Source organism: Burkholderia sp. DN3021, from assembly GCF_049805555.1.
GTDB lineage: Bacteria > Pseudomonadota > Gammaproteobacteria > Burkholderiales > Burkholderiaceae > Burkholderia > Burkholderia pyrrocinia_C.
This window is the reverse complement of sequence record NZ_JBNCAB010000012.1, coordinates 21,166-46,521: the sequence shown is the minus strand read 5'-3', so window position 1 is coordinate 46,521 and position 25,356 is coordinate 21,166. Positions and strand designations below refer to the sequence as shown.

20 protein-coding genes, 1 pseudogene and 2 riboswitches are annotated in these 25,356 nt (G+C 65.0%); of the genes and pseudogenes, 15 read left to right on the top strand and 6 right to left on the bottom strand.

Features of this window, described 5'->3' with window-relative positions; genetic code table 11:
* Positions 1-64: 64 nt before the first annotated feature.
* From ACPUER_RS09025 to ACPUER_RS09000, 6 genes are all read left to right on the top strand, one after another.
* Entirely contained in the window at positions 65-688 is a 624-nt protein-coding gene (locus ACPUER_RS09025; protein WP_425130896.1) for a BON domain-containing protein, read from the top strand.
* Between the two features lie 406 nt (positions 689-1,094).
* Positions 1,095-1,565, top strand: coding sequence for a PRC-barrel domain-containing protein (locus ACPUER_RS09020; protein WP_310136417.1), 471 nt, complete (start codon positions 1,095-1,097; stop codon positions 1,563-1,565).
* A 142-nt stretch (positions 1,566-1,707) separates the two neighbouring features.
* The gene (locus ACPUER_RS09015) at positions 1,708-1,881 is read left to right on the top strand and encodes a CsbD family protein (protein WP_425130895.1); all 174 of its coding nucleotides are present in this window, start codon (positions 1,708-1,710) and stop codon (positions 1,879-1,881) included.
* 263 nt (positions 1,882-2,144) lie between these two features.
* Positions 2,145-2,369: a hypothetical protein gene (locus ACPUER_RS09010; protein WP_425130894.1), complete on the top strand. Its 225-nt coding sequence runs from the start codon at positions 2,145-2,147 to the stop codon at positions 2,367-2,369.
* A gap of 641 nt (positions 2,370-3,010) precedes the next feature.
* Complete coding sequence (locus ACPUER_RS09005) at positions 3,011-3,436, top strand: PRC-barrel domain-containing protein (RefSeq protein ID WP_072439675.1); 426 nt, start codon at positions 3,011-3,013, stop codon at positions 3,434-3,436.
* Between the two features lie 177 nt (positions 3,437-3,613).
* Positions 3,614-3,802 carry a CsbD family protein gene (locus ACPUER_RS09000; protein ID WP_310136426.1) on the top strand — a complete coding sequence of 63 codons (189 nt, stop codon included), beginning with the start codon at positions 3,614-3,616 and terminating at the stop codon, positions 3,800-3,802.
* A gap of 301 nt (positions 3,803-4,103) precedes the next feature.
* Here the strand turns inward: ACPUER_RS09000 and ACPUER_RS08995 are convergent, their stop codons facing one another.
* The gene (locus tag ACPUER_RS08995) at positions 4,104-5,135 is read right to left on the bottom strand and encodes an ABC transporter substrate-binding protein (protein ID WP_175962985.1); all 1,032 of its coding nucleotides are present in this window, start codon (positions 5,133-5,135) and stop codon (positions 4,104-4,106) included.
* Positions 5,136-5,271: 136 nt separating this feature from the next.
* Positions 5,272-5,392: riboswitch (guanidine-I (ykkC/yxkD leader) on the bottom strand.
* Positions 5,393-5,849: 457 nt separating this feature from the next.
* Positions 5,850-5,985: riboswitch (guanidine-I (ykkC/yxkD leader) on the top strand.
* Positions 5,986-6,043: 58 nt separating this feature from the next.
* On the opposite strand from ACPUER_RS08995, the gene ACPUER_RS08990 reads away from it, so the two are divergent.
* The 6 genes from ACPUER_RS08990 to ACPUER_RS08965 all read left to right on the top strand — a co-directional run bounded on the left by ACPUER_RS08990 (position 6,044) and on the right by ACPUER_RS08965 (position 15,069).
* Positions 6,044-6,799: an urea amidolyase associated protein UAAP1 gene (locus ACPUER_RS08990; RefSeq protein ID WP_425130893.1), complete on the top strand. Its 756-nt coding sequence runs from the start codon at positions 6,044-6,046 to the stop codon at positions 6,797-6,799.
* An 11-nt stretch (positions 6,800-6,810) separates the two neighbouring features.
* Positions 6,811-7,464, top strand: coding sequence for an urea amidolyase associated protein UAAP2 (locus ACPUER_RS08985; protein ID WP_034182276.1), 654 nt, complete (start codon positions 6,811-6,813; stop codon positions 7,462-7,464).
* 82 nt (positions 7,465-7,546) lie between these two features.
* The gene (gene uca / locus ACPUER_RS08980) at positions 7,547-11,143 is read left to right on the top strand and encodes an urea carboxylase (protein ID WP_425130892.1); all 3,597 of its coding nucleotides are present in this window, start codon (positions 7,547-7,549) and stop codon (positions 11,141-11,143) included.
* Positions 11,140-13,086: an allophanate hydrolase gene (atzF, locus tag ACPUER_RS08975; RefSeq protein WP_425130891.1), complete on the top strand. Its 1,947-nt coding sequence runs from the start codon at positions 11,140-11,142 to the stop codon at positions 13,084-13,086. The genes uca and atzF overlap by 4 nt, the downstream gene beginning before the upstream one ends.
* A gap of 48 nt (positions 13,087-13,134) precedes the next feature.
* Entirely contained in the window at positions 13,135-14,109 is a 975-nt protein-coding gene (locus tag ACPUER_RS08970) for an ABC transporter permease (protein WP_425130890.1), read from the top strand.
* A gap of 45 nt (positions 14,110-14,154) precedes the next feature.
* On the top strand, positions 14,155-15,069 hold the full coding sequence (locus tag ACPUER_RS08965; protein ID WP_174417228.1) for an ABC transporter ATP-binding protein: 915 nt from the start codon (positions 14,155-14,157) through the stop codon (positions 15,067-15,069).
* 63 nt (positions 15,070-15,132) lie between these two features.
* Here ACPUER_RS08965 and ACPUER_RS08960 read toward each other — a convergent pair whose 3' ends face one another.
* The 5 genes from ACPUER_RS08960 to ACPUER_RS08940 all read right to left on the bottom strand — a co-directional run bounded on the left by ACPUER_RS08960 (position 15,133) and on the right by ACPUER_RS08940 (position 21,764).
* The gene (locus tag ACPUER_RS08960; protein WP_425130889.1) at positions 15,133-15,975 is read right to left on the bottom strand and encodes a formate/nitrite transporter family protein; all 843 of its coding nucleotides are present in this window, start codon (positions 15,973-15,975) and stop codon (positions 15,133-15,135) included.
* Positions 15,976-16,311: 336 nt separating this feature from the next.
* Positions 16,312-17,667: a nitrate- and nitrite sensing domain-containing protein gene (locus ACPUER_RS08955; protein ID WP_425130888.1), complete on the bottom strand. Its 1,356-nt coding sequence runs from the start codon at positions 17,665-17,667 to the stop codon at positions 16,312-16,314.
* 318 nt (positions 17,668-17,985) lie between these two features.
* Positions 17,986-19,476 (bottom strand): L-asparagine permease, encoded by a 1,491-nt coding sequence (ansP, locus tag ACPUER_RS08950; protein ID WP_310136449.1) that lies wholly within the window; start codon positions 19,474-19,476, stop codon positions 17,986-17,988.
* 243 nt (positions 19,477-19,719) lie between these two features.
* Positions 19,720-20,028, bottom strand: coding sequence for a hypothetical protein (locus tag ACPUER_RS08945; RefSeq protein ID WP_425130887.1), 309 nt, complete (start codon positions 20,026-20,028; stop codon positions 19,720-19,722).
* A 38-nt stretch (positions 20,029-20,066) separates the two neighbouring features.
* Entirely contained in the window at positions 20,067-21,764 is a 1,698-nt protein-coding gene (locus ACPUER_RS08940) for a M4 family metallopeptidase (protein ID WP_175962975.1), read from the bottom strand.
* A gap of 463 nt (positions 21,765-22,227) precedes the next feature.
* Between ACPUER_RS08940 and ACPUER_RS08935 the strand changes: the two are divergent.
* The 3 genes and pseudogenes from ACPUER_RS08935 to ACPUER_RS08925 all read left to right on the top strand — a co-directional run.
* Positions 22,228-22,456: pseudogene (locus ACPUER_RS08935) on the top strand (ISNCY family transposase); the annotation flags it as partial.
* Positions 22,457-22,959: 503 nt separating this feature from the next.
* A complete protein-coding gene (locus ACPUER_RS08930; protein ID WP_244137389.1) occupies positions 22,960-24,330 on the top strand; it encodes a sensor histidine kinase in 1,371 nt (456 codons plus the stop codon).
* Positions 24,330-25,355 carry a response regulator gene (locus tag ACPUER_RS08925; RefSeq protein ID WP_425130886.1) on the top strand — a complete coding sequence of 342 codons (1,026 nt, stop codon included), beginning with the start codon at positions 24,330-24,332 and terminating at the stop codon, positions 25,353-25,355. The genes ACPUER_RS08930 and ACPUER_RS08925 overlap by 1 nt, the downstream gene beginning before the upstream one ends.
* Position 25,356 lies beyond the last annotated feature (1 nt).

Here is a 25,356-nt window from a genome sequence, read left to right as displayed (position 1 = left end):
TCGATACCGGGATCGCGCACGTTGTTCAGATCAAGTCGTTCATACGACGCATTGGAGAAAGCGAATGAAAAGAATCTTGTCGAGTCGTACGCCGATTCGCACCGCACTGATTGCGATCGGGCTGGTGGCCGGGTTGGGCATCGGCACGACCTGCTTCGCCACCGGCGACAGTTCGATGTCCAAAACTGCCAGCAACGTCGGCACCACGATCGATGACACCGCTATCACGGCGAAGGTTAAAGCCAAGCTGATGGGTGAAGAAGGTCTCGGAAAATCCGATATCAGCGTCACCACCGCCGACGGCGTGGTCACCCTCGACGGGGTGGTAAGCAGCTTGCATGCGAAGTCGGTGGCCGAATCGGCGGCCCGGTCGGTCGACGGGGTTCAGCGTGTCAGTGACAACCTCGAGGTGCCGACGGGTGCTGGTACACCGGCCAAACATGGCGCCGTCGCGAAGACGGAGCGCGCGGTGTCCGATAGCTGGATCACCACCAAGGTGAAATCAAAGATTCTTTCGGACAGCGTCAGCAAGGGCTTCGATGTGAGCGTGATGACGACACACGGCGTGGTGACGCTGAAAGGCTCGTTGGCGAGCCAGCACGCGATCGATCATGTCAGGAATATTGCCCGAAGCGTGAAGGGCGTCAGACATGTGAATACCGGGGAGCTCGTTGTCGCGGGGAAATAGGCCGCCGGAGTAAGTTCGCTCTCCATCTTCAATGTCCTGAATCTCCCGCGTGAACGGCGGGCGCGCAACGGATAAGCGGCGAGATGCGATGCCTGTACGACACGTAACCGTCGGCATTATGTGTACCCGACGCCATCACGGCCGCGGCAGCTGGCGAATTCCGATGCCGTCGTCAACGACAGGTCTGCGAACCGGGCGGCAGGCAACGACTGCTCCGGTAGCGCGTGCCGCTGCGGAAAGGCTGCTTGAACGTAACACTCGACTTTGCCCGTGTAGTGGCGGGCATTTGGCAGGCGACGCGAACGGCGGTCATGCGATGCATATCGCGTGACCGGTGTATGTGCCGTCCATCACGGCGAGCCGGCGATCCGCGCCGGCGTCCCGAGAAACGAACCAGGAGGGAATCATGACGATACCAGACCAGACCCATCGGCCATCGACCAGCGATACAGGTGCCTCGATTGTCGGCAGCGGGACCGGCGAGGGACCAGGCCCCAACGTGATGGAGGCCGATACGCTCAAGGGCAATAAGCTCTTCACGTCTGACCGGGTGGACATCGGGAAGATTTCAGCGATCATGCTGGACGTACGCAGCGGTCGGATCGCCTATGCCGTGCTGTCAAGCGGGGGCTTTCTCGGCATCGGCGGCAAACTTTACGCCATCCCGTGGAGTGCGCTGACCCTGGATACGGACGAAAAGTGCTTCCGGCTCGACGTTACCGCGGACCACGTAAAAAATGCCCCCGCGTTCGACAAGGACCATTGGCCCTCGATGGCAGATGAGCAGTGGGGGTCGTCGCTTCACCAGTTCTACAATCGGCAGCCGTACTGGCTGGCGACGCGCGACGTTGTCACGAATCGTCCGCCGGAACACTGAAGCGCACTCGCCAAGCCGGGCGAACGATCTGGATAACAGAGGATTTTCATCAAATACCGATCCATCGGTCGGACCGTGTCATCACCTGACGGCAAAAGATCGCTGCGTCATCCACGAACCAGTTATGTATTGGAGCTCTACCATGAACAAGGATCAAGTCAAGGGAACTGTGGAGAAGGTAAAAGGCAAGGTGAATGAAGCCATTGGCCGGGCCACGCACAACACGAAACAGGAAGTCAAAGGCGATCTCCAGCAAGCGGCCGGCCAGGCCCGAAAGAATCTTGGCGACGCGAAGGAATCTGTCAAAAAAACCTGATTGAACACGGAGGCTTCACGGGGGGGCCATTCCCCATCGCACCGTGCTTCACGCAACGGGTTACATCTAACTGGCATGGGGGCGGCGATGTGCGATCGGACATCGCGACGCGAATCGGGAGAATAAAAATGGAAGCGCTGCCGTGGTCATCGTTCTGTTCGTCCTCGGCTATTTCGGATTGAGATAGGGCGTCTCGTTCACGTGCTCGTCACGCGATGGCTGGTCAACGACGGCGATCTCATCCGCGGCAGTGAAGCCGCAAGATGATCCGGATCGCGACAGCCATCGTTTATGGCAGGAGGCGAAATGAAGACGCTCAGGATCATCGGCTACGCCGGCCTTATGGCAATCGCGAGGCAATCGCGATCATGTTGTTCGGCGCGATGTGCGCGGTCCTGGAGGACGGCATGATTTCTCGCGATGTGCATCGACAGGGGCTGACTGGCAACACGATTTCCAGCCCCGGATTGCTGAATCGCTTCAGTTGAGTCACCGATTTACCGTTCCCGACATATTTGGAGAGACTCCGGCATTCGACGGGCAGAGGCGTGTTCGCCATTCTCGATGCCCGCATGCTTCGAAAATCGGCTTGCCATTTGCAATCGACGCTTGAGGTCGCGACAGCGCCGCCACAGGCGCCCGCGATCGCCTCACAGCCGCTCCCGCATGGGTACGGCAGCGTACCGACTTCAGGGCTGGTCGCGCATAGGGTTGGTTGGCCTGATAGGAACGCATGTCGCGCCCGTTCGGAAGTGTTCTCCTGCCTCATGCGCGCTATGCGAACAGAGCACGCATCGGCGCCGAACCCCCTCGGCAGTGCACCTCGACGAGCATCGTTGATGCGCCGCGCTTCCAATGTCATCGCCTCGACAGCAACGGATACCGCGGCCGCGAATCGATGGCGCTCAAAGCGATGCTCAGGCTGTGAGCATGTCACGGCAACCCGCGCGCATGCCGGCACGAAACACTCGAATCGGGCATGTTTTTCGGCCCGCATGACGGCGGGCGATTGCAGGCGAAGCGCGCGGCGCGCTGGCTCGAAACAGAGCCGGATCGGCGCGAGCGTCGCACCGTCACGCTAGCCGGCGCCGCGCGCCGGCATTTCGGTCTATGAACACAGGAGCAGGTCATGACACTCGTTTCTCCCAGCAATCAGCCGCCGAGCAATAGCAGCGGCGCCCGGATCATCGGTCACGCAACCAGCACAGGCGGGGCCGGCCCCAACGTCATGGCGGCCACCACGCTGACTGGCGACAAGGTTCTATCGTCCGATGGCAAGGAGATCGGAAAGGTTATCGACATCATGCTGGACGTATGCAGCGGCCGGATCGCGTACGTCGTGCTGTCGTGTGGCGGCTTTCTCGGGATGGGCGACAAACTTTTTGCCGTGCCTTGGGGCGCGTTCACCCTGGATACCGACGAGAAATGCTTCCGGCTCGACGCAACAGAAGAGCGGATGAAGAGCGCCTCCGGATTCGACAAGGACCATTGGCCTGCGATGGCGGATTCGCAATGGGGGTGGGCGCTTCATTCGGGTAACACGCCGCCGATGTAGTGACACGTCAGCAGGAGGCTCGGCCGGTTTTCCGCCATGCACGCGTCAGCGTGACTGCGGAATGCGGTGAGCGATTGCTGCTTTTTCAGATTCTGCCGTATCGCGTGCATCGGTCAACGCGCTGATCTCGACGGGCGGCAGGTTATCCAGCCAGCAGGTGTGACCGGAGCATTCATCATGAACAAGGATCAAGTCAAGGGTGTCGCGAAAAAGGCAAAGGGCAAGGTCAACGAGGTGATTGGCCGGGCCACGGGTAACGTGAAGCAGGAAATCAAAGGCGATGCCCAGCAGGTAGCCGGCGAAGTACAGAAGAAATACGGTGACGCCAAGGAAGCGGTCAAGAAGCAGGCGAAGAAGGGGCATTGATCTCCGCGTCAGTCTCGACAGAGGGATGCCGCGATGGTGCGGCATCCGATCGCGGCGCACTTGCCGGTGTCCATCGTTACCCGTATCGCAGATATTCAATCCGGTGAATCCGTTGTCGACGCGCAAGCATTGGGCGTTGAATCGTCGCGACAAGCGTGTCGTCATTCAGCCGGAAGCCACTTTCAAGCATGAACACCGTCTTCACGCTTCCGCCGGGATCCTCGACATCTTTCGAATCCCGGCGGCTGCCGCTCGATATCGACAAACGACATCGTTCCGGGCGGCCCCCCGCCCGCCGCCGTCAGTGCGATTCGACGAGACGCGGGTCGATATACGCGTCGATATCCTGCGACTGCTTGTAGACCGCGTTGCGCACGTTGAAGGCGTTCGCGTTGCGGGTCGATCCGTAGATCGAATCGAGGCCGTCGCCCTTGTGGAACGCCTGCTTCGCTGCCGCGGCATCGAGCAGGTGCGTGCCCTTCAGCAGCGGCAGATATTGCGCCGGCGTGAGGCCCACGCGGGCAGACATGATCTTCACCGCGTCGGCCTGCGTCTTCGGATCGTTGATGTAGGCCACGCAGCGATACCAGACCTTGACGACCTTCGCCCAGTCGGCCCGGCGCGCGGCGAGGCTGGTCGGCGTCACCGTGATCGCGTCGTAGATCAGCCCCGGCGCATCCGCCGACGTGAAGATCGCGCGCGCACCCGGCGCGCGTTTCAGCGCCTCGCCGGCATTCGGCTGCCACGCCGCGACCGCCGCGATGTCGGACGACGCGCCGAGCACCTGCGGCAGTTCGTTGGTCTTCGCGTTGACGAGCGTGACGTCGCCGTCCTTCAGCCCGTGCTTCTGCAGCGCGGTTTCGAGCAGCAGGTGATCGACGAGCCCGAGCTCGACGCCGACCTTCCTGCCCTTCAGGCCTTCGACGGTCCGCAGCGGCGGCTTCGCGATGATCATGTCGTTGCCCGCCGAATAGTCGGTGAGCAGGATCATCACGTTCTTCGCGCCGGATGCGCCCGTGACGAGCGCATCGCCGTTGGTCACCGCGACCGCGTCGAGCTTGCCGGCGGAGAACGCGTCGAGCGACGCCGAGTAATCGAACCATTCGAAATCGACGTCGACGCCGGCTTCCTTGAACCAGCCCTTGTCGAGCGCGACCTGGAACGCGACCCAGCCGGGCCAGTCGCTGTAGCCGATTTTCAGCGGCGGGGCCGCATGCGCGGCGGGCGCGGCGAACAGCGACGTCGTGACGGCGACGGCGGCGAGTGCATGGCGGACGGAACGGAGGTGCCGGGAGGACAGCAGGCGGCGGAACGGCGAGGCGAGGCGGGTCATCGTTTTCTCCAGGAGACCGGGATCGGGATCGTCGGCACGGGTCGCGCCCATGCGCGATCCGGCCGCGTGACCGGTTCCTGCGGATGCGGGACGAACGACCGGCCACGGAGAGGCGCGACGGCCGTCGCCATCGCCAATCTCCCGGGCTTTTGTCCCGCCGTGTAGCGCCATGCGCACGGTCAGACGACCGTATGCACAGACACCGGGCTGCTCTCGGACCAGACGTTCGACGAACCGGAACCCTAGCATCCCTAAGATGCGACACCGCCGCACCTCTCGGCATCGGAGCGAGCGAGAAGCATGCCAGCGGTGTGAACCGGCGGCTGACGTGTGTCGGAAACGCGCCGCTCAGTGACGGCGCGCGGCACGCTGCAGTTCGATGAAACGCGCGGAGAAGAGCGCGGCCAGCGCGCGCCGAAGCAGGTCGAGTTTGTTCATGAGCGATCGGTGGACAGAGTGACGGTGTGCGTATTCAGCAATGGCCGTGCCATTGCGATCGCACGCGGTGCGCGTGCGTATCGCTGCCCCGCGCTGGTGCCGGCCGCGTTCGAGTGGTGCGCGCGCTGCGCCCCGGGAGGGCGGGCCGATGCGCGTGCATGGCGTGCCGTTCGCCCTCCCATGCCGCGCCGAACGGGGCCGCGCGTGCCCGGATGCACGCGCTGGCATGCAACTCGCTTATTCACCGTCCGAGAGGTGCGAAGCAATTTGCATCATCTTCAGGATCGCTAGGGTTCCGGTCGCGCGGCGTCACACGCCGTGCGATGCCTGGTCCGAGAGCAATCCGGTCTTGCCGCCTGCCTTGTTGCGAGGATCCGGCGAGGCTCCACGGAGGGACAAAAGCCCGGGAGGTCGCGATGTCGTTCGGTCGCCCTCTCACGCCTTTTGTTCAACCGATCCGAGGAGCCGCCATGTCGCCGAGCCCCCAAGCCCCGCTTGCCCCGTTGCCGCACGTCGTGTGGGAAACGGTCGTTCCCGCCGGAACCCACTGGTCCGGCATCCTGCGCCGCGGCCTCGCGCTGCGCGTCGTCGATCTCGACGGCGGCGCGAATCTGTCCGCCGTGTTTCATCGTCACGAAGATCCGCTCGAACGCTACAACATGGCCGATACGCTGAAGGCGCAGCACACCGCGCACCTGACGCGCGGCCACGCGCTGTATACGGACATGGGCCGCGTGATCGCATCGATCACGGCCGATACGCTCGGCTGGCACGATCCGCTCGGCGGCATCGGCGATGCGCGGCTGTTCGCGCGCAAGTACGGCCCGTCGTCGTATCAGGCCGATCGCAACGCGATGATCCGCAACGGCCGCGACAGCCTCGTGCTCGAACTCGCGAAATACGGACTGTCCGCGCGCGACCTCGTCGCGAACGTCAATTTCTTCAGCAAGCTCGCGCCGCGCGACGATGGGTCGCTCGACTTCGTCGCGGGCCACTCGCCGGCCGGCAGTGCGTTCGACCTGCGCTTCGAGATGAACACGCTCGCCGCGTTCTCGACCGCGCCGCATCCGCTCGATCCGCAGCCGGCCTATGCGCCGAAACCCGTGAAGCTGATCGCATGCCGTGCGTATCCCGCCGACGGCGCCGCGCCGGACGACGATCCGTGCCGCACCGCATGCGCGGAGAACACGCGCGGCTTCGTCAACACCGACCGACTGTTCGCGTAAGGAGCCCCGACATGCCGATCATCGAAAGCCGCCTCGACCCGCGGCACGCGATCTACGACACCACGCTGAACGCCGGCGAACCATGGCTGCACGACGTGAAGCGCGGGCAGGTGCTGCGCATCCTCGATCTCGAAGGCAACCAGGCCGTCGATACGCTGTTCTATCGCACCGATGCGCCCGACGAGCGCTATAGCGCGCAGGACACGATCCGCGAGCAGCGCAACCTGTACCTGAGCGCGGGCAGCGTGCTGCTGTCCAGTCTCGGCAATCCGATGGTGACGATCGTTGCGGACACCTGCGGCCGCCACGACACGCTCGGCGGCGCGTGCGCGGCCGAGAGCAACACGGTGCGCTACGCGCTCGACAAGCGCCACATGCACAACTGCCGCGACAGCTTCCTCAATGCGATCGCGCACTGCGCATGCGGCACCGGCGCGCGGCTGACCAAGCGCGATCTCGTCGGCAACGTCAATTTCTTCATGAACGTGCCGGTCACGCCGCTCGGCGGGCTGACGTTCGAGGACGGCATTTCCGCGCCCGGCAAGTATGTCGAGATGCGCGCGGAGATGGACGTCACGGTGCTGATCTCGAACTGCCCGCAGCTCAACAACCCGTGCAACGGCTACAACCCGACGCCGGTGCGGCTGACGATCTGGGAGGCATGATGAACGACCCCCACGCTTACTGTTTTTCGCTGCCCTCCAAGAGGGCGGTTGCCTGCCTCGGGGCGGCCCAGCGGGAGGCAACATGAGATTCGCAAAAGTCCTCGTCGCGAACCGCGGCGAAATCGCCTGCCGCGTGATCCGCACGCTGAAGCGGCTCGGCATCGCGTCGGTCGCGATCTACTCGGAAGCCGATCGCGATACGCGCCACGTGACGCTCGCCGACGAAGCCGTCTGCGTCGGCGCCGCGCCGGCGGCCGACAGCTACCTGAACGTCGCCGCGATCCTCGCTGCGGCGCGCGCGACCGGTGCGCAGGCGGTGCATCCCGGCTACGGCTTTCTGTCGGAGAATGCCGAGTTCGCCGACGCATGCGAGGCCGCCGACCTGCGCTTCATCGGGCCGAGCGGCGCGCAGATGCGCGCGTTCGGCCTCAAGCACACCGCGCGCGAACTGGCACGCGAGCACGACGTCGCGCTGCTGCCGGGCACCGGGCTGCTCGCGGATGTCGCGACGGCGCTCGCCGAAGCCGATGCGATCGGCTATCCGGTGATGCTGAAGAGCACGGCGGGCGGCGGCGGCATCGGCATGTCGCTGTGCCGCGACGCCGCGCAGCTCGCGGCGGCGTTCGAATCCGTCGTGCGGCTCGGCAGCGCGAACTTCGCGCATGCCGGCGTCTATCTCGAGAAGTTCGTCGAGCACGCGCGGCACATCGAGGTGCAGATCTTCGGCGACGGGCGCGGCGGCGTGATCGCGCTCGGCGAGCGCGACTGCTCGGTGCAGCGGCGCAACCAGAAGGTGATCGAGGAAACGCCCGCGCCGGATCTCGCCGACGGCGAGCGCGCCGCGCTGCACGCGAGCGCGGTGCGGCTCGCACGCGCGGTCGCCTATGCGTCGGCCGGCACGGTCGAGTTCGTGTTCGATGCGCGCGAGCGCCGCTGCTATTTTCTCGAGGTGAATACGCGGCTGCAGGTCGAGCATTGCGTGACGGAAGCCGTGACCGGCATCGATCTCGTCGAATGGATGATCCTGCAGGCCGAAGGCGACCTGCCGCCGCTCGATACGCTCGCCGTCGCGCCGCGCGGCGCGAGCATTCAGGTGCGGCTCTATGCGGAAGACCCGCACCAGCAGTTCCGGCCGAGCGCGGGCGTGCTCACGCATGTCGCGTTTCCGGACGCGGTGCGCGTCGATACGTGGATCGACGCGGGCACCGAGGTCAGCGCGTATTACGATCCGCTGCTCGCGAAACTGATCGTGCGCGGCGACACGCGCGGCGATGCGCTCGCGGCATTGCGCGACGCGCTGGCCGCCACCGAGCTGTACGGGATCGAGACCAATCTCGACTACCTGCGCGCGATCGCCGGTTCCGACACGTTCGCGCGCGGTGCGCAAACGACCGCGTTCCTGTCGCGTTTCGCATTCGCACCGCACACGATCGACGTGCTCGACGGCGGCGTGCAGACGACCGTGCAGCAGACGCCGGGCCGCGTCGGCTACTGGGCCGTCGGCGTGCCGCCGTCCGGGCCGATGGACGACCGCGCGTTCGATCTCGCGAATGCGCTGCTCGGCAATCCGCATGACGCCGCCGGCCTCGAGTTCACGATGGTCGGCGCGACGCTGCGCTTCAACACCGACACGCTGTTCGTGCTCGGCGGCGCGCCGCTCGCCGCGACGCTCGACGGCGCATCCGCACCGTTCTGGCAGGTGCTGCACGCGGCGCCCGGCGCGGTGCTGAAGCTGGGCGGCGTGACGGGCGCCGGCGTGCGCGCGTGTCTTGCGGTGAAGGGCGGGCTGCAGGTGCCCGACTATCTGGGCAGCAAGGCGACCTTCACGCTCGGCCAGTTCGGCGGCCACGCGGGCCGCGCGCTGCGCAAGGGCGACGTGCTGCACCTGCATGCGGATGCGGGGCGCGGCGAAGCCGGCAAGACGCTGGCCGAAGCCGACCGGCCCGCGCTGATGCACGCATGGACGCTAGGCGTGCTCGACGGCCCGCACGGCGCGCCGGATTTCTTCACCGCGGACGACATCGCGATGCTGTACGACACGCGCTGGACGGTCCATTACAACTCGAGCCGCACGGGCGTGCGGCTGATCGGCCCGAAGCCGCAATGGGCGCGCACGGACGGCGGCGAGGCGGGCCTGCATCCGTCGAACATCCACGACAACGCGTATGCGATCGGCGCGGTCGATTTCACCGGCGACATGCCGGTGATACTCGGGCCCGACGGGCCGAGCCTCGGCGGCTTCGTGTGCCCGGTGACGGTCGTGCGCGACGAGCTGTGGAAGCTCGGGCAGTTGCGGCCGGGCGACACCGTGCAGTTCGCGCGCGTGGCCGCGGCTCCCGAGCGCGCATCGCCGGCACCGGCTTCCTGGTCGAACGCGGCTGCGCCGAACGACTGCGTGCTGTACCGCGATCCCTCGGCCGGCAACGGCATCGGCGTCGTCTACCGGCGCTCGGGCGACCGCAACGTGCTGATCGAATACGGCCCGCTCGTGCTCGACCTGAACCTGCGTTTTCGCGTGCACGCGCTGATGTGCTGGCTCGATGCGCACCGGCTGCCCGGCATGCTCGACCTCACGCCCGGCATTCGTTCGCTGCAGGTGCATTTCGATGCGCACGCGCTACCGCTCGATGCGCTGCTCGCGCATCTGCAGGCAGCCGAGCGCGAGCTGCCCGACGTCGCCGACATGCGCGTGCCGAACCGGATCGTGCATCTGCCGTTGTCGTGGGACGACCCGTCGACGCGCGTCGCGATCGAGCGCTACATGCAGTCGGTGCGGCCGGATGCGCCGTGGTGCCCGAGCAATATCGAGTTCATCCGCCGGATCAACGGCCTCGACAGTATCGACGACGTGAAGCGCATCGTGTTCGACGCGCGTTATCTGGTGATGGGGCTCGGCGACGTCTATCTCGGCGCGCCCGTCGCGACGCCGCTCGATCCGCGGCACCGGCTCGTGACGACCAAGTACAACCCGGCGCGCACGTGGACGCCGGAGAACGCGGTCGGCATCGGCGGCGCGTACCTGTGCGTGTACGGGATGGAAGGGCCCGGCGGCTATCAGTTCGTCGGCCGCACGGTGCAGATGTGGAACCGTCACCGGACGACGCGCGCGTTCGAGCCCGGCAAGCCGTGGCTGCTGCGGTTCTTCGACGAGATCCGTTTCTACGAGGTCGGCGAAGCCGAGCTGGCCGAACTGCGCGCGGATTTCATAGCGGGCCGTGCCGGGCTGAAGATCGAGGAATCCGTGTTCGATCTCGGCGCGTACAACCGCTTCCTGCGCGACGAGGCCGACTCGATCGCCGCGTTCAAGGCGATGCAGCAGGCCGCGTTCGATGACGAGCGCGAGCGCTGGCGGGCCGCCGGCCACGCCGAATTTGCGGGCGAAGCCGGGCAGGGCGATGCCGGTGCCGGTACGGCGGCGGCCGGCGACACGCTCGCCGACGCACAGCTCGGCATTACCGCCGACGTGTCGGGCAGCGTATGGAAGGTGCTGGTCGAAACCGGCGCGCGGGTGACCGAGGGGCAGGTCGTCGCGATTCTCGAATCGATGAAGATGGAGGTGTCCGTGGTGGCGATGGAAGACGGCGTGATCGAGACGGTCGATTGCGTGCCGGGCGCGGCGGTTGTCGCCGGGCAGCGGCTGATGGTGATGAAGGCCGGCGCGGCCGAGGAGGTCGCATGAAGCCCTTCGATCGTCATCCGCTACCCGAGCTGCGCTTGATCGCCGCGCTGCGCGCGCGGTACGAGGCCGGCAGCCTGACGCCGCATGCGCTCGTCGACGCGATCGCCGCGCACTTCGACGCGGGCGATCCGCACCATGCGTGGATCCGGCCGCTGACGCACGACGAAATGACGCGCTACGCGGATGCGCTGGCCGGACGCGACATGGCCGCGCTGCCGCTGTATGGCGTGCCGTTCGCGATCAAGGACAACATCGACCTGGCCGGCATCCCGACGACGGCGGCGTGTCCTGCTTACGCGTATGTGCCGTCGCGCAGCGCGCCGGTCGTCGAGCGATTGATCGCCGCCGGCGCGATCCCGATCGGCAAGACCAATCTCGACCAGTTCGCGACGGGGCTGTCCGGGCAGCGCTCGCCGTACGGCGCGTGCCGCAATGCGCTCGATCCGCGTTATGCGTCGGGCGGATCGAGTTCGGGATCGGCCGTGGCCGTCGCGCTCGGCGTCGCCGCGTTCGCGCTCGGCACCGACACGGCCGGATCGGGCCGCGTGCCGGCCGCGTTTCACGGGCTCGTCGGGCTCAAGCCGACCAAGGGCGTGCTGAGCACGCTCGGCGTGGTGCCGGCCTGCCGGTCGCTCGACTGCGTGTCGGTGTTCGCGCATGCGCCGGGCGACGCGCGCGCGGTGTTCGCCGTTGCGCACGGCGTGACGGACGGCGATCCGTACGGCCGCGCGTGGCAGCCGTTGCTCGATGCGAGCGGCCGTCATGCGCGGCACGCTCGGCCGCTCGCCGGCATGCGCTTCGGCATGCCGCGCGCCGATCAGCTCGAGTTCTTCGGCGACGCGTCGTATCGGGCCGCGTGGCAGACGGCCGTCGAACGCCTGCGGGCGACCGGCGCACGAATCGTCGAGATCGATTTCAGTGCGTTCCTCGCGACCGCGCGGCTGCTGTACGAAGGGCCGTGGGTCGCCGAGCGGCTGGCTGCGATCGGCGCGTTCTTCGCGGAACAGCCCGACGCGCTGCATCCGGTGATACGCGAGATCGTCGGCGGCGCGGCGCGTTTCAGCGCCGCCGACGCGTTCGCGGCGTTCGACCGGCTCGCCGCGCTGCGCGTCGACGCGGCCCGCGCCTGGGACGATATCGACGCGATCGTGATGCCGACGTCGGCGACGACCGCGACCGTCGACGAACTGGAAGTCGATCCGATCGGCGTCAACGCGCGCTTCGGCTATTACACGAACTTCGTGAACCTGCTCGACCTGTCCGCGATCGCGGTGCCGGCGGGCGTCTGCGAAACCGGGCCGCATGCGGGTTTTCCGTTCGGCATCACGTTCGTCGGCCGTGCGCACGACGACGCGATGCTGCTCGATCTGGCCGACGCGTGGGGTGCTGCGCAGCACGGCGACGCCGCGGCGGGCGAGGGCGCTTGCAACGCCAATGCAGATGCAGATGATCATGCAAACGCAGGTGCGAACGAACGTCATGCCGCCGTGTGCGACAAGCGTTCCGGTGCGATCACGCTCCCGCTCGCCGCGCCGGCGGGCGTCGTGCGCGTGGCCGTCGTCGGCGCGCATCTGCGCGGCGAGCCGCTGAACGGGCAGCTCACGCAGCGCGGCGCGCGCTTCGTCGCCGCGACGACCACCGCGCCGTCCTACCGCCTCTACGCATTGAGCGAGGCCGTGTCGGGCGGCGTCGCGAAGCCCGGCCTCGTGCGCGTGCCGGAGGACGGCGCGGCGATCGCGGTCGAGATCTGGGAGATGCCGGTCGCGGCCTACGGCAGCTTCGTCGCCGGCATCGGCGCGCCGCTCGGCATCGGCACGCTGACGCTCGCGGACGGCGCGCAGGTGCAGGGCTTTCTCTGCGAACCCGCCGCGCTCGACGGCGCCGTGGACATCACGCGCTTCGGCGGCTGGCGTGCCTACCGTGCGAACGGCGCGCCGCGCTGAACGCCCGGTCGCACGCGACCGGCAAGCAACACGATACGGAGATTCACCATGTCAGTGACCCGCAATACGACCGACTGGCTCGCGGTGCGCCGCGAGCTGTCGACCCGCGGCAAGTGGACGCTCGGCGTCGCGTCCTTCCTGCTGCCGCTCGCCGTCTGGTGCGTGCTCAGCTACGTGCCGTTCGTCTGGCATCCGCAGGTGCGCATCACGAACCCCGGCAGCGTCGATTATTTCCAGCCCGGCATGCAGATCGACCGCGACGTGTTCGACGACGAACTCGCGCATGCGCGCGCGACGCATGCGGCCGTGCCCGAAGGCGAGCGCGCGAACCCCGTGTACCTGCCCGCGCCGCATCAGGTGCTGCGCGCGTTCTATACGGCGTTCACGACGCCGCCGGCATCGCGCGACGGCGTATGGCTTCATGAAAGCCTGTGGCACAGCATCCGCATCATCTTCTGGGGCTTCGTGATCTCGTCGGCGATCGGCGTGCCGGTCGGCATCGTGTGCGGCACCTTCAGCGCGCTCGCGCGGCTGCAGGAGCCGTTTTTCGAGTTCTTCCGCTATCTGCCCGCACCGGCGTTCGGCGCGCTGATGGTGGCGATCCTCGGCATCTACGATGCGCCGAAGATCGCGATCATCGTGATCGGGACGTTCTTCCAGCAGGTGCTGATCGTCGCGAACACCACGCGCAAGCTCGAGTACGGGCTGTTCGAGGCGGCGCTGACGCTCGGTACGAAGAAGCCGGGGCTGATCGCGCACGTCGTCGTGCCGGGCATCCTGCCCGACCTGTATCGCGACCAGCGGATCCTGCTCGGCTGGGCGTGGACCTACCTGATCGTCGCCGAGCTGGTCGGCACCAGTTCGGGCATCACGTGGTACATCAGCCAGCAGGCGCGCTACCAGCATTTCGACAACGTCTATGCAGCGATCCTGATGATCGGGATCATCGGCCTCGGGACCGACATCGTGCTCGCGCTGCTCGGCCGCCGGCTGTTTCCATGGGACCGCACGCTGAAGGCGTGACGGCTGAAGACGATGACCTACCGCATCCTTTCGGAAGAAACGATCATGCAGAATCCGCACAGCCTTCCCGACTACCTGCTCCAGTCAGACGCCGTGAGCGAACGCTTCGCACGCCTGAAGGCGCGCGACGTGATCCTCGACGTGCGCCATCTCGGCAAGCGCTTCCGGTCGCCGCAGGGCGAAGTGGTCGCGCTCGACGACATCAGCTTCCGCACCCACCGGCGCGAGTTCGTCTGCGTGATCGGGCCGTCCGGTTGCGGCAAGTCGACGCTGATCCGCATCCTGGCCGGGCTCGAGTCGCAGACGAGCGGCGACGTGCTGCTCGACGGCAAGCCCGTGCAGGGCCCCGGCGCCGATCGCGGGATGGTGTTCCAGGGCTATACGCTGTTTCCGTGGCTGACCGTGAAGAAGAACGTGATGTTCGGCCTGAAGCGCAACGGCAGCAGCAGCGGCGAGGCGGAGCGCGAGGCGCTGCAGTGGCTCGATCTCGTCGGGCTCACGCGCTTCGCGGACGTGTATCCGCACCAGTTGTCGGGCGGGATGAAGCAGCGCGTCGCGATTGCCCGCGCGCTCGCGAACCGGCCGCGCATCCTGCTGATGGACGAACCGTTCGGCGCGCTCGATGCGCAGACCCGCGCGAAGATGCAGGCGCACCTGCTCGACATCTGGCGCAACATCGACGTGACGGTGCTGTTCATCACGCACGATCTCGACGAGGCGATTTTGCTCGCGGACCGGATTCTCGTGCTGAAGGCCAATCCGGGCAAAGTGCAGGAGCTGATCGAGGTGCCGGTGCCGCGCCCGCGCGGTTATTCGCAGTTCAACACGCCGGAATTCATCGCGACCAAGGCGCGGCTCGAAGCGCTGATCCATCCGGAGCCGACGGGCGAAGCGCCGGACGAAGACGCGGTGCGCCCGCACATGATCCGGATGACGGACGTGACGGACAACGTCGAATGACGAATGCCGCCCCGGTGCGCGACCACGGCACCGGGGCGGACTGTTGCGGCTTGCCCGGGTCGATCAGGCCTTGCGCGCGACGACGCCCACCGGCGAAGCGGGTACGCGTTTCGGCGCGGTCTTGTAGTGCGTGCTGTACAGCGCCGCGCCGACGAACAGCAGCCCGCCGACCAGGTTGCCGAGCACCGTCGGGATCTCGTTCCACAGCAGATAGTCGACGATCGTGAAGTGGGCGCCGAGCATCAGGCCGGACGGGAACAGGAACATGTTCACGACCGAATGCTCGAAACCCATGTAGAAGAACACGAGGATCGGCATCCACATCGCGATCACCTTGCCGGGAACGGACGTCGACATCATCGCGGCGACCACGCCGGTCGATACCATCCAGTTGCACATCACGCCGCGCACGAACAGCGTGAGCATGCCGGCGGCGCCGTGCGCCGCATAGCCGAGCGTGCGCGCTTCGCCGATGCCGCCGATCTTCTGTCCGATCGCGTTCGGCGCCTCCGAAAAACCGAACGTGAAGATGATCGCCATGAACAGCGCGACCGTCAGCGCGCCCGCGAAATTACCGAAGAACACCAGCGTCCAGTTGCGGAACACGCTGCCCCAGGTCGCGCCGGGCCGGCGGTCGATCACCGCGAGCGGCGCGAGCGTGAAGACGCCGGTAAGCAGGTCGAAGCCGAGCAGGTACAGCATGCAGAATCCGACCGGAAACAGCAGCGAACCGACCAGCGCGTTGCCGGTGTTGATCGTGATGCTGACCGCGAACGCGGCCGCGAGCGCGAGGATCGCGCCCGCCATGTACGCGCGGATCAGCGTATCGCGGGTCGACATCGACAGTTTCGATTCGCCGGCGTCGACCATCTTGGTGACGAACTCGTTGGGCGTGAGGTAGGCCATGGTGTGCGCTCGTAAGGTTGGGCGGGCAAAAAAAAACCGCGCCGGGCACGCGGGCGACTGGCGAGTGCCCGGCGCGGACGCTGTTATCCACGTGATCGTCCGCCATGGTTCGACATGGCGCGACCGTCAGGCCGCCATTAGCCCGACGAACGTGTTGTTCGCAACTTTCATACCAGTGGCGGGGAAATCGCGATGCAGGCAGGCCGGGCGCGACATGCCGGGGGCAGCGCTCGCGAGCCGATCGCCGCGAATCGCACTCGCGCGGTGCAATTCGCGCCTCCTGCACGCGCTGTGGGCGCTACCGCGGTGCGTGGCGCGGCGCGCGCTCCGGACAGGTCAGGTCGTGCCGTCGTCGCGCGGTGCCTTCGGCGCGCTTCGCTGCGCACGTCGCCGCGCGGCGGGCTGCGCGTGCTCGTCGACGAATCGCTCGGGCGACGTCAGCGCGTCTTCCGCGATATCGGCAAGCGGCCGGTTGCGGTCCATCGACGCTTTCTGCAGCATCCGGTACGCCTCGTCCTCCCGCAGCTTGAAGCGCGTCATCAGCGTGTTTTTCGCGCGCTGCACGAGCTTGCGTTCGTAAAGTGCGCGACGTGCGGCGTCGAGTTCGACCTCCGCGCCGGCCAGTCGCGCCGATTGCGATTCCAGCAGGGATTTGAGGCTGGCGAGCGTCGACGGATCGGCGCCGGAGAGGCGCTCCGGCAGTTCGTGAACCGCCGCGCGCGCCGACAGCGGATCGCCGGCGAAGAAATGGGCGAGCGCCTGGATATGCGGCGGCGGGTTGTTCCGCAATTGCGCCATCAGGCGCTCGGAGTCGCGCAGCGTCCGATGCGCGTCGTCGATCCGCGCGTCGCACGTTTCCCGCACCTGCAGCGTCAGCGCGATCTGAAGGTGCCAGAGATCGTCGATGCGGGCGCTTGCGGCGTCGAACCAGGCTTCGCTCAGGCCCGCATCGAGCGTGTCGCCGGCCTGCGCCGTGCACAGTATGCGTCGCAGCTTCTCGAGCGCCGCCACGTGCGGCCCCGTCATGCGCGTTTCCCGCCATGCGTTTTGCTCGGCGCTCGCGAAATTCGCAAAGACTTCGAGACTGCGCTCCTGCGCCGCGATCAGATACAGCAGGCGCTGTTGCTGGTCCGCCGAAAACGCGCCCGCCGCGAACATGTGCACGCCGACGGCGCGTTCCTGCCCCGCTTCCTCCTTGCCTTCGACGACGTGGACGAGCGCGATCAGCATGCGCGATACCGACGGATCCGCCGCACTGTCGGCCAGCTGGAAAATCAGCTCCACCAGGCCGCCGATCACGGTGCTGAACGCCTGGACGGAGTCCGGCGCGGACAGCGCGATGCCGTCGATCCGTTCCCGCAGCGCATCCAGCGATTCCAGGTCGAGCAGCACCCATGCGATCAGCGACAGCAGGCGCGACGTCGAGCCGCGCGCGGGCGCGAGTTCCAGATCCAGGCGCTCGCGCAGCTGCGCGACGAGCGGTGCGGATTCGTCGCGTGCCGCCGCGCGTTCCGCGACGAAACGCCGGCCGAGCGACGCCAGATAGATGCTGGTCGCGCCGCGCTCGCGCTGCAGCGCGTGGATCAGGCGGCCGAGCAGGTCGATCAGCTCGATCTGTTCGGCCACGCGGCGCAGCGACGCGATTTCCTGCTGCTTGGCGAGCAGCGCGAATTGCAGGGCGGTGGCGGACATGGCGGCGTTGAACGGCGGCAGGGGCTAAGTGCAGTGTAGTGCGGACAATAAATGTTGGTGTCGTGGGAGGGCGGAGTCGCTGTGCCGGGCTCCACCGACGAGTTTGGGTTCCGCCTCGCGGAACACGTCCTCCCCGTCGTGGGCTTTCCGGGCGAGGCTCGCGGGATTCTGCGTGTCGAGCCACGTCTTGACTTGCGAGTCGCGCGGGCGAACCTGCGCTCCAGCCAGCATTTCGTCAAACGGTGTCGTGGGATTGCCCTGAGCCGTGCGGGGTGGCCGCCGGCCTCGGGCCGGTCGCCATCCGCTATCGGGCGTCGCCTAGTCGTCGCCCTTTTCGAGGACGCTCTGCGTGAGCGTGACCGACGGAATCGTCGGTTTGAGCGACGCACGGCGCGCGCGGCCGCTTAACCACTTCCAGCCGGCGACGAGCAGCAGTGCGACCAGCGGAATCGACGCGATCGTCCACGTGCCGTTCGGGTAGTCGAATGCCATCAATACCAGCACGCCGAGCAGGAACAGCAGCGTGAGCCACGATGTCACCGGCGCGCCGGGCATCCTGAACGGCACGTCGCCCACTTCGCCGCGTTTGACGGCCGCCCGGAATTTCATCTGGCAGACGATGATGAACCCCCACGTGCTGATGATGCCGAGCGACGCGATGTTCAGCACGATCTCGAACACGCTCGACGGCACGAGATAGTTGAGCAGCACGCCGATCACGTAGATCGCGACCGTCACGAGAATGCCCGCGTACGGCACGGATTGCGCGCTCATCCGCCCGAGGAACGCAGGCGCCGAGCCGCCCATCGACAGCGAACGCAGCACGCGCCCGGTCGAATACAACCCCGAGTTGAGACTCGACAGCGCCGCCGTCAGAACCACCAGATTCATCATCGAGCCGATACCGGGAACGCCGAGCGCGCCGAAGAACGTGACGAACGGGCTTTGCCCTGCCTTGTACGCGCTCCAGGGCAGCAGGCAGACGAGCAGGACGACCGACGCGACGTAAAAGATCGCAATGCGCCAAATCACGCTGTTGATCGCGCGCGGCAGCACCTTGCGCGCATCCTTGCATTCGCCTGCGGCCGTGCCGACCAGTTCGACGCCCGCGAACGCGAACACCACGCCCTGCACCAGCACGAGCGCCGGCATCAGTCCGTGCGGGAAGAAACCGCCGTTGTCGGTGATCAGGTGCATGCCCGTGTCATGGCCCGCGACGTGTCCGCCGGTGCCCAGGATCACGGAGCCGATGCCGAGAAAAAGCACGATCGCAGCGACCTTGATCAACGCAAACCAGAACTCCATTTCGGCGAACCACTTCACGCCGATCAGATTCATGGTGGCGACGATGCACAGCGCGATCAACGCGAAGATCCATTGCGGAATACCGGCGAACGGCGTCCAGTAATGCATGTAGAGCGCGACCGCGGTGATGTCGACGATGCCGGTCATTGCCCAGTTCAGGAAATACATCCAGCCCGCGACGAAAGACGCTTTTTCGCCGAGGAATTCGCGTGCGTACGACACGAAGCTGCCGCTGCTTGGCCGGTGCATCACCAGCTCGCCGAGCGCACGCAGGATCAGGAACGAAAACACGCCGCACACCAGGTAGACGATTGCGAGCGACGGCCCCGCAGCCTGCAGTCGCGCGCCGGCCCCGAGGAAAAGCCCCGTGCCGATCGCACCGCCGATCGCGATCATCTGTACCTGTCGATTGCCGAGCGTCTTGTGATAGCCGGCCTCGTGGGATTCGAGCCAGCTGCGTTTGTTGGTTTCGCCGGTCGGCGACGGTTCAGGAATCGATGCCATGGCTGCACCCTCTTGCATTTGCGTGATCGCTTTCATCCGGATCGCGTGACGATCAGGACCCACCGGCACCTGCGACCACGACGCGTAGAGACACGTCGGGCATCCTGGTCGCGGCTCGCCGGCAACAGCGAGGGGCACGGTCAGACACGAAAGTATTCAGCCGTAATTCCGCTCACAAACAGCATGCAAATTTGGACTGAACCTGTTCGAATCCGTGCATAGGGTTTGATGGAAAGCTTTTCGTCATATGGCTTCCCGTTTTGGGTGCGTTGACTTCGACGGTGCACCGTTTCGGCTTGTGCGCCGAATTTCGTCAACCGCAGCTTCGATGGCGAGCGCGGCCGCGATCATGCAGACGATGCCGATCGAGTTGCCGATCATCATCGGATGGCCGAACACGCGATCGGTGACGAGCGCAATCAGCGTCGGGCCGAGTCCGAAGCCAATCGGCCGCCTGCAATCGCAGGCGGCCGCTCGACACTTGCCTTTCTCATGCCCGAGCGCCGCGTGAGCTCGATCGGTTCGCTTTCCTCCGAAGCGAAGGACCGCCACGCGACCTTCCGGCGTTCAATGCGCCCACCCAAGCGCGATCAATTCACCCCGACCGCACTCCACGCGCGCGCGACCGTTGCGCTCTCGGCCGAGTTCGCGCCATACAGGTCGTTCGCCGCCTGGATCGACGCACGCCGCGCGCTCGGGTAGCTCGAGTTGGCGTTCAGGTACACGGTCAGCGTCCGGTACCAGATCTTGCCGGCCTTCTCGCGGCCCAGGCCGCTGAAGGTCGTGTCGCCGTTGCAGACCAGCTGCGTCCTCGACAGGCCGGTGTCGGTCGACGGCACCGCCGGGCCTTCCGACAGCAGGTAGAAGAAGCGGTTGCCCACGCCCGACGTGAAGTGCGGATCGTGACGCGGATTCGACCACGAGAAACCGCCGGACGGATAGCAGCTGAACGAGCGGCCATCGAGGTCCTGCTTGTACATCTTGCGCAGGCCGCCGCTCACCACGCGCGCGCCGATCACGTAGTTGCCGGGATCGTTCGGATTGTTCGCGTAGAACTTCACGAGCGTGCCGAAGATGTCGGACGTCGATTCGTTCAGGCCGCCCGCGTCGCTCGAATAGTTCAGGTTGGCGGTGGCCTCGGTCACGCCGTGGCTCATCTCGTGCCCGGCCACGTCGACCGATACGACCGGCTTCGGCAGGCGCGTGCCCGACTGGCCGTCGCCGTACACCATGATGTGCGACGGCATCCATGCCGCGTTCGCGCCGGTCGTGCCGCTGCCGGTGTCGAACACCACGTGCGCGAAACTCTTCACGCCGCGCCCGTCGTTGAAGATGCCGTTACGGTTGTGCGTAGTCCTGTAGTAGTCCCAAGTCAATGCGAGGCCGTAATCGATGTCGGCGGCGACGGTTTGCCGGTCGGTGGTCGAACTGTTGCCCCACACGTTCGTGCTGCTCGTGAAGATCGGCAGGTCGGTCGCTTGCTCGACGTCCTCCGCGATCAGCCCGCGGCCGTCGTAGACGGAGCCGCTGCCGCGGGTCGGATCGAGCATCCGGTACGCGTTCGTGCCGGTCTGGTCGGTGGTCAGCGTCAGGTTGCCGTAGTACAGCGAGCGGCCGGTGCCGGTCGCGGCGGCGGTCTTGATCAGGTCCTGTGCGTCGAGCACGGTGCCCGTGCGCGCATCGACGTAGTACAGCACGGCGTCGCCGTGCGCGTCGGTCGCCTTGCCGTATACGCGCACCGCGTAGGCCAGCGTCGGCGTGACGTCGCGCGCGAACACGACGAGCTCCGCGTCATCGATGCGGCGCACGTCCGAGTTGAAACGCGCGGCCGCGATGCGCTTGACCCTGGTCGCGCCCACGTCGGGCGCGTTGCGCACCACGAAGCGGTCGCCGACCTTGCCGATCTTGCCGGCGAGATCGATCGGCGCGGGCTGGGTCAGGCTCGCTTGTTTCAGCTGCCCCTGGTTCGAATGGACGACGACGTCGCCGCCGATCACGGGCAGACCCGCGTAGAAGCGGTCGAAGCGCACGTGTTCGGTGCCGTCAGGATCGACGATCACGTCGCGTACCTGGAACTGGTCGCCGTCCGTCGGCGCGCTCGCCTGCGGCGCCGCGAACTTCAAGGTGCGAGCGGCGCTGCCGGTAGCCAGGCTGAAGGCGGACGGGTTCTGCTGAATCAGTTGCAGCGCCCTGTCGACCGCGGCCGGCTGGTCGCCGGCTTGGGCAAAAGCGCTGAGACTGGCGAGGGTAATCGCGGTGATGGACAGCAGACGAGACAGTTTCTTCATGTAATCCCCCAGATTATGAATAAAAGCGTGATTTTCGAGGAATGCATCAAGGACAAACTTTGATATGAGACATGTCGCGAACCGCAGGGGCATGCTAGAAGGTCGTTTTTGTAATTACAAGATATTTTCTGATGGATTAATTTTTTATTATTTCGATGTTAATCAAGTCGGGATTTGGTGAGAAATATGAAATGATCTTGTCGGTCGATTGGGCGGCATCGGTGACGTCGCGCTGGCGAAGTGCGCTTGGGGAGAGGGGGCACGGGGCGGGGCGCCGCTCGAGCGGAACGGGCGATGTGGAGCGGAGCGACAACGACGGCAATAATTTAATTTATTAAATACTCGACTTGATTGTTGCTGTCGCTGTTGTTGTAATGCCATTGATTAATGGCGATGTGTTTATCATTTGTGACGGCGAGTGTCTTTGGATGCGCAATGATCGATTCGTACGCTGGTGATGGCTTCCGGCCTGTGGATTCCGCGCCGGCAGCGTCCATCCAAGGTTTACCAGCCGAGGGCGCGGGCATGCTTGGGCGAGTTGAGCCAGATCGACTGGCAGCGATCATCGATGGTTCGAGGAACGGACGCCGGCCTGCACGCTGCTGGTGTATGTGGACGATGCGACGATCCGACTGATGATGCTGCACTTCACGCAGACCGAATCGACCTTCAGCGACTTCGAGTGTTGCCGCGACCGCTAACCAAAAAAACCTCTGCAATATGCGAAGCTTCGCATACTCATGAGCGCCTGCAGACGATCGCGGACATGCGCACTGGCAAGCGCAACGCGGCGGCGCCTGCCTGTCGGGCGAGCATGCGGACAAGGAAACGAAGCTGACCGGGTAGCGCCATCGTGGCCACATGTGGCAAGCCTGGCCGCGAAGCTGCCGATCTGGGTCAATACGAGTGTGTTAATTAATCCTCACGCAGCTTGGCATTCGCCGGGACCGTGGCGTAACCTGTAGGCCATCGAGATACCCACGCTAAAATGGGTCGAAGGGTAAAAGCGCCGCTGGCTTCTAAAATCAATCGGCAACAACACTCGTCGGCCGAGGCAGAAGCTCTGCCGGCCCAGACCAATCAGCCGCGAGGGGCGTTTGTGGCGAGGTTTTGCTGATAGCATGCTGGCGAGGGGACTGCAGGAAGCTAGTATATTTGCCAATGCCTGAATTCTTCAAATTTCGACGAGGGACGAATGGGGCTGAAGGCATATCAAAAACACAAATTTGGAGAGAGAAGCAGCATGCATGTTCAGCGCCGAAGCAATTCGATGCAGCGCAGCATCCATAAAGCGTTTGAACCGGCATTGCGCAATATGCAATATGTCGAGGGGCGCCTGCGTCCGTTCGCGATCGTCGCCATTATCGGCTTCCCGCTCTATTACTACATCTGGCACGAAGTCTTTCCGCAACGCTACGAGAACCTATCGCTGCGGCTCATCGGATCGATACTCTTTCTGCCCGTCTTGTTTCATCACCGCTGGCCGGCTGCCGTGCGCGGGTTTCTGCCCTACTATTGGTACGCCATTATTCTCTATGCGCTACCATTTTTCTTCACGTTCATGTTGTTGAAAAATGATGGCTCGCAGGTTTGGGTCGAGAGCAGCTTGATCGCCGCGTTCGTGGCGGTGCTGCTGCTTGACTGGCTCATGCTGCTGCTTAGCTTCGTCGCGGGCGTCGGCTTGGCCGTCGTCGCCTATTGCCTAACTACGACGCCGGTTCATCTCGATACGCCATATTTCGCGCATCTCGCTATCCTTGCGTTCGCGATCATCATCGGTGCCGTAGCCAACTACGACACGGCACGCATTCGATTCGAGCAAGAGCGCGCGATGGTCGCCACTGCGGGCAGCGTCGCGCATGAGCTTCGCACGCCGCTCCTGGCGATCCGTGCCGGCGCAGCGGGACTAAGCCGCTTTCTGCCTCAGCTTCTCGCCAGCTACGACCTCGCGCAGCGCAGCGGCCTTCACATTCCGAAAATCCGCTTCGCGCATCTGTCGTCGATGCACGGCGTGCTTGAACGGATCGAACAAGAGGCTTTGCTGTCGAATTCGGTGATCGACATGTTACTCGTCAATGCGCGTTTTACCGGCGGCTTCAATCAAGGGGCCGAGCGCTGCTCAATCGCGCGCTGTGTTGAAACGACCCTGCATCGCTACCCGTTCCGCGGAGTCGAGCGCGACCAAATCCGCTGTGATCTCGTTGACGACTTCGAGTTTCAAGGTTCGGAGACGCTGATAGTACACGTGCTGTTCAATCTCATCAAAAATGCGCTGCGCTCGTTGAGCGGCATCGACAATGGCAACATTTCGATTCGGCTCCACCCCTCGGAGCGAGCGAACCGTCTTGTGTTTCGCGACAACGGGTCAGGAATCGAGCCCGACGCGCTGCCCCACATCTTTACGCGTTTTTGCACCTCTTCGGTGATCAACGATGATGTCTCGCTCGGTGCCGGGATCGGATTGGCCTTCTGTCGCGATGTCATGCGGGCAATCGGCGGGACGATCGAGTGCACGTCGACAAAGAACGCGTACACCCAGTTTGTACTGACCTTTCCGTTGCCCTAATGATCATGATCGAACCCTTCGCATTCCCGACCACGGTCGGCTTCATTGACGACAGTGCATCCTTTCTCGCCAATCTGAGCTTGCAGCTCGACACACAATTGGCATTTCGCTTCTTCCATTCGGCAAAGCGCGCGATCAGCATTATCAACGACGAAGCGATCCAGCCGCTCGCCGCCGAAGACTTCCTCTGCCGCTATCACGATCGGACGGAACAGAGTGACGCCCACGAGGTGATCGCAATTCGGATCGACGCGATCCGACGCCAAATGCACAACGCGCGGCGATTCGAGAGGACGTCGGTTGTCGTCGTCGACTATGACATGCCGGGCATGAACGGCCTGGAGGTCTGCCGACGCATCGTCAATCCGGCCATCAAGAAGATCATTCTTACCGGGAAGGCCAATGAACAGCTGGCCGTTAAGAGCTTCAACGAAGGCCTTATTGACCGGTTCATTCGCAAACAGGATGTTCACGTCGTTCCCGTCCTCAATGAAGCGATCGACGAGCTGAAGCGCGCGTATCTGCACCAGACGCAACGCACGGTCATCGAAGCGCTCGGCTTGTCCGAGTACCGGTTTCTGGTTGATCCAGCATTCGCCGCGAAGGCGACGGAGATCTTTCGCGAGCTCGGCATTGTCGAGCATTACCTGTCAACGCGCCCGACGGGGCTCGTGATGCTCGATAGTGCAGGCGCACCTTATCTGCTTCTCGTGCACACCGAGGATGCGCTGCGCGCGACCCGCGAAATCGCCGTCGAGCGCGGCGCGCCCGCCGCGTTTCTCGCCGAGCTGGACAATGGCCATCGTGCGCCTTACTTTCCGGATTCGGAGGGGTACTATCCGATCGGGTGCGCGTCGTGGCAGCCGTACATGCATTCCGCGACGGTCGTGCGAGGCCAGCAAGTCTATACGTGCAGCGTCATCAAGAATCCGCCTGGCCTCGAGCTGGGTTCCGTCGTTTCCTACGACGACTATCTCGACCGCCTTGATCGACAGATAGATGAAAAAGGGGATTCACTGGCGTGAA

Excerpts from the sequence above, each read along its gene's own strand:
- ACPUER_RS09025 (WP_425130896.1), top strand. The coding sequence starts at position 65 with ATGAAAAGAATCTTGTCGAGTCGTACGCCGATTCGCACCGCACTGATT.
- ACPUER_RS09020 (WP_310136417.1), top strand. The coding sequence starts at position 1,095 with ATGACGATACCAGACCAGACCCATCGGCCATCGACCAGCGATACAGGT.
- ACPUER_RS09015 (WP_425130895.1), top strand. The coding sequence starts at position 1,708 with ATGAACAAGGATCAAGTCAAGGGAACTGTGGAGAAGGTAAAAGGCAAG.
- ACPUER_RS09010 (WP_425130894.1), top strand. The coding sequence starts at position 2,145 with ATGATCCGGATCGCGACAGCCATCGTTTATGGCAGGAGGCGAAATGAA.
- ACPUER_RS09005 (WP_072439675.1), top strand. The coding sequence starts at position 3,011 with ATGACACTCGTTTCTCCCAGCAATCAGCCGCCGAGCAATAGCAGCGGC.
- ACPUER_RS09000 (WP_310136426.1), top strand. The coding sequence starts at position 3,614 with ATGAACAAGGATCAAGTCAAGGGTGTCGCGAAAAAGGCAAAGGGCAAG.
- ACPUER_RS08995 (WP_175962985.1), bottom strand. The coding sequence starts at position 5,135 with ATGACCCGCCTCGCCTCGCCGTTCCGCCGCCTGCTGTCCTCCCGGCAC.
- ACPUER_RS08990 (WP_425130893.1), top strand. The coding sequence starts at position 6,044 with ATGTCGCCGAGCCCCCAAGCCCCGCTTGCCCCGTTGCCGCACGTCGTG.
- ACPUER_RS08985 (WP_034182276.1), top strand. The coding sequence starts at position 6,811 with ATGCCGATCATCGAAAGCCGCCTCGACCCGCGGCACGCGATCTACGAC.
- uca (WP_425130892.1), top strand. The coding sequence starts at position 7,547 with ATGAGATTCGCAAAAGTCCTCGTCGCGAACCGCGGCGAAATCGCCTGC.
- atzF (WP_425130891.1), top strand. The coding sequence starts at position 11,140 with ATGAAGCCCTTCGATCGTCATCCGCTACCCGAGCTGCGCTTGATCGCC.
- ACPUER_RS08970 (WP_425130890.1), top strand. The coding sequence starts at position 13,135 with ATGTCAGTGACCCGCAATACGACCGACTGGCTCGCGGTGCGCCGCGAG.
- ACPUER_RS08965 (WP_174417228.1), top strand. The coding sequence starts at position 14,155 with ATGCAGAATCCGCACAGCCTTCCCGACTACCTGCTCCAGTCAGACGCC.
- ACPUER_RS08960 (WP_425130889.1), bottom strand. The coding sequence starts at position 15,975 with ATGGCCTACCTCACGCCCAACGAGTTCGTCACCAAGATGGTCGACGCC.
- ACPUER_RS08955 (WP_425130888.1), bottom strand. The coding sequence starts at position 17,667 with ATGTCCGCCACCGCCCTGCAATTCGCGCTGCTCGCCAAGCAGCAGGAA.
- ansP (WP_310136449.1), bottom strand. The coding sequence starts at position 19,476 with ATGGCATCGATTCCTGAACCGTCGCCGACCGGCGAAACCAACAAACGC.
- ACPUER_RS08940 (WP_175962975.1), bottom strand. The coding sequence starts at position 21,764 with ATGAAGAAACTGTCTCGTCTGCTGTCCATCACCGCGATTACCCTCGCC.
- ACPUER_RS08930 (WP_244137389.1), top strand. The coding sequence starts at position 22,960 with ATGGGGCTGAAGGCATATCAAAAACACAAATTTGGAGAGAGAAGCAGC.
- ACPUER_RS08925 (WP_425130886.1), top strand. The coding sequence starts at position 24,330 with ATGATCATGATCGAACCCTTCGCATTCCCGACCACGGTCGGCTTCATT.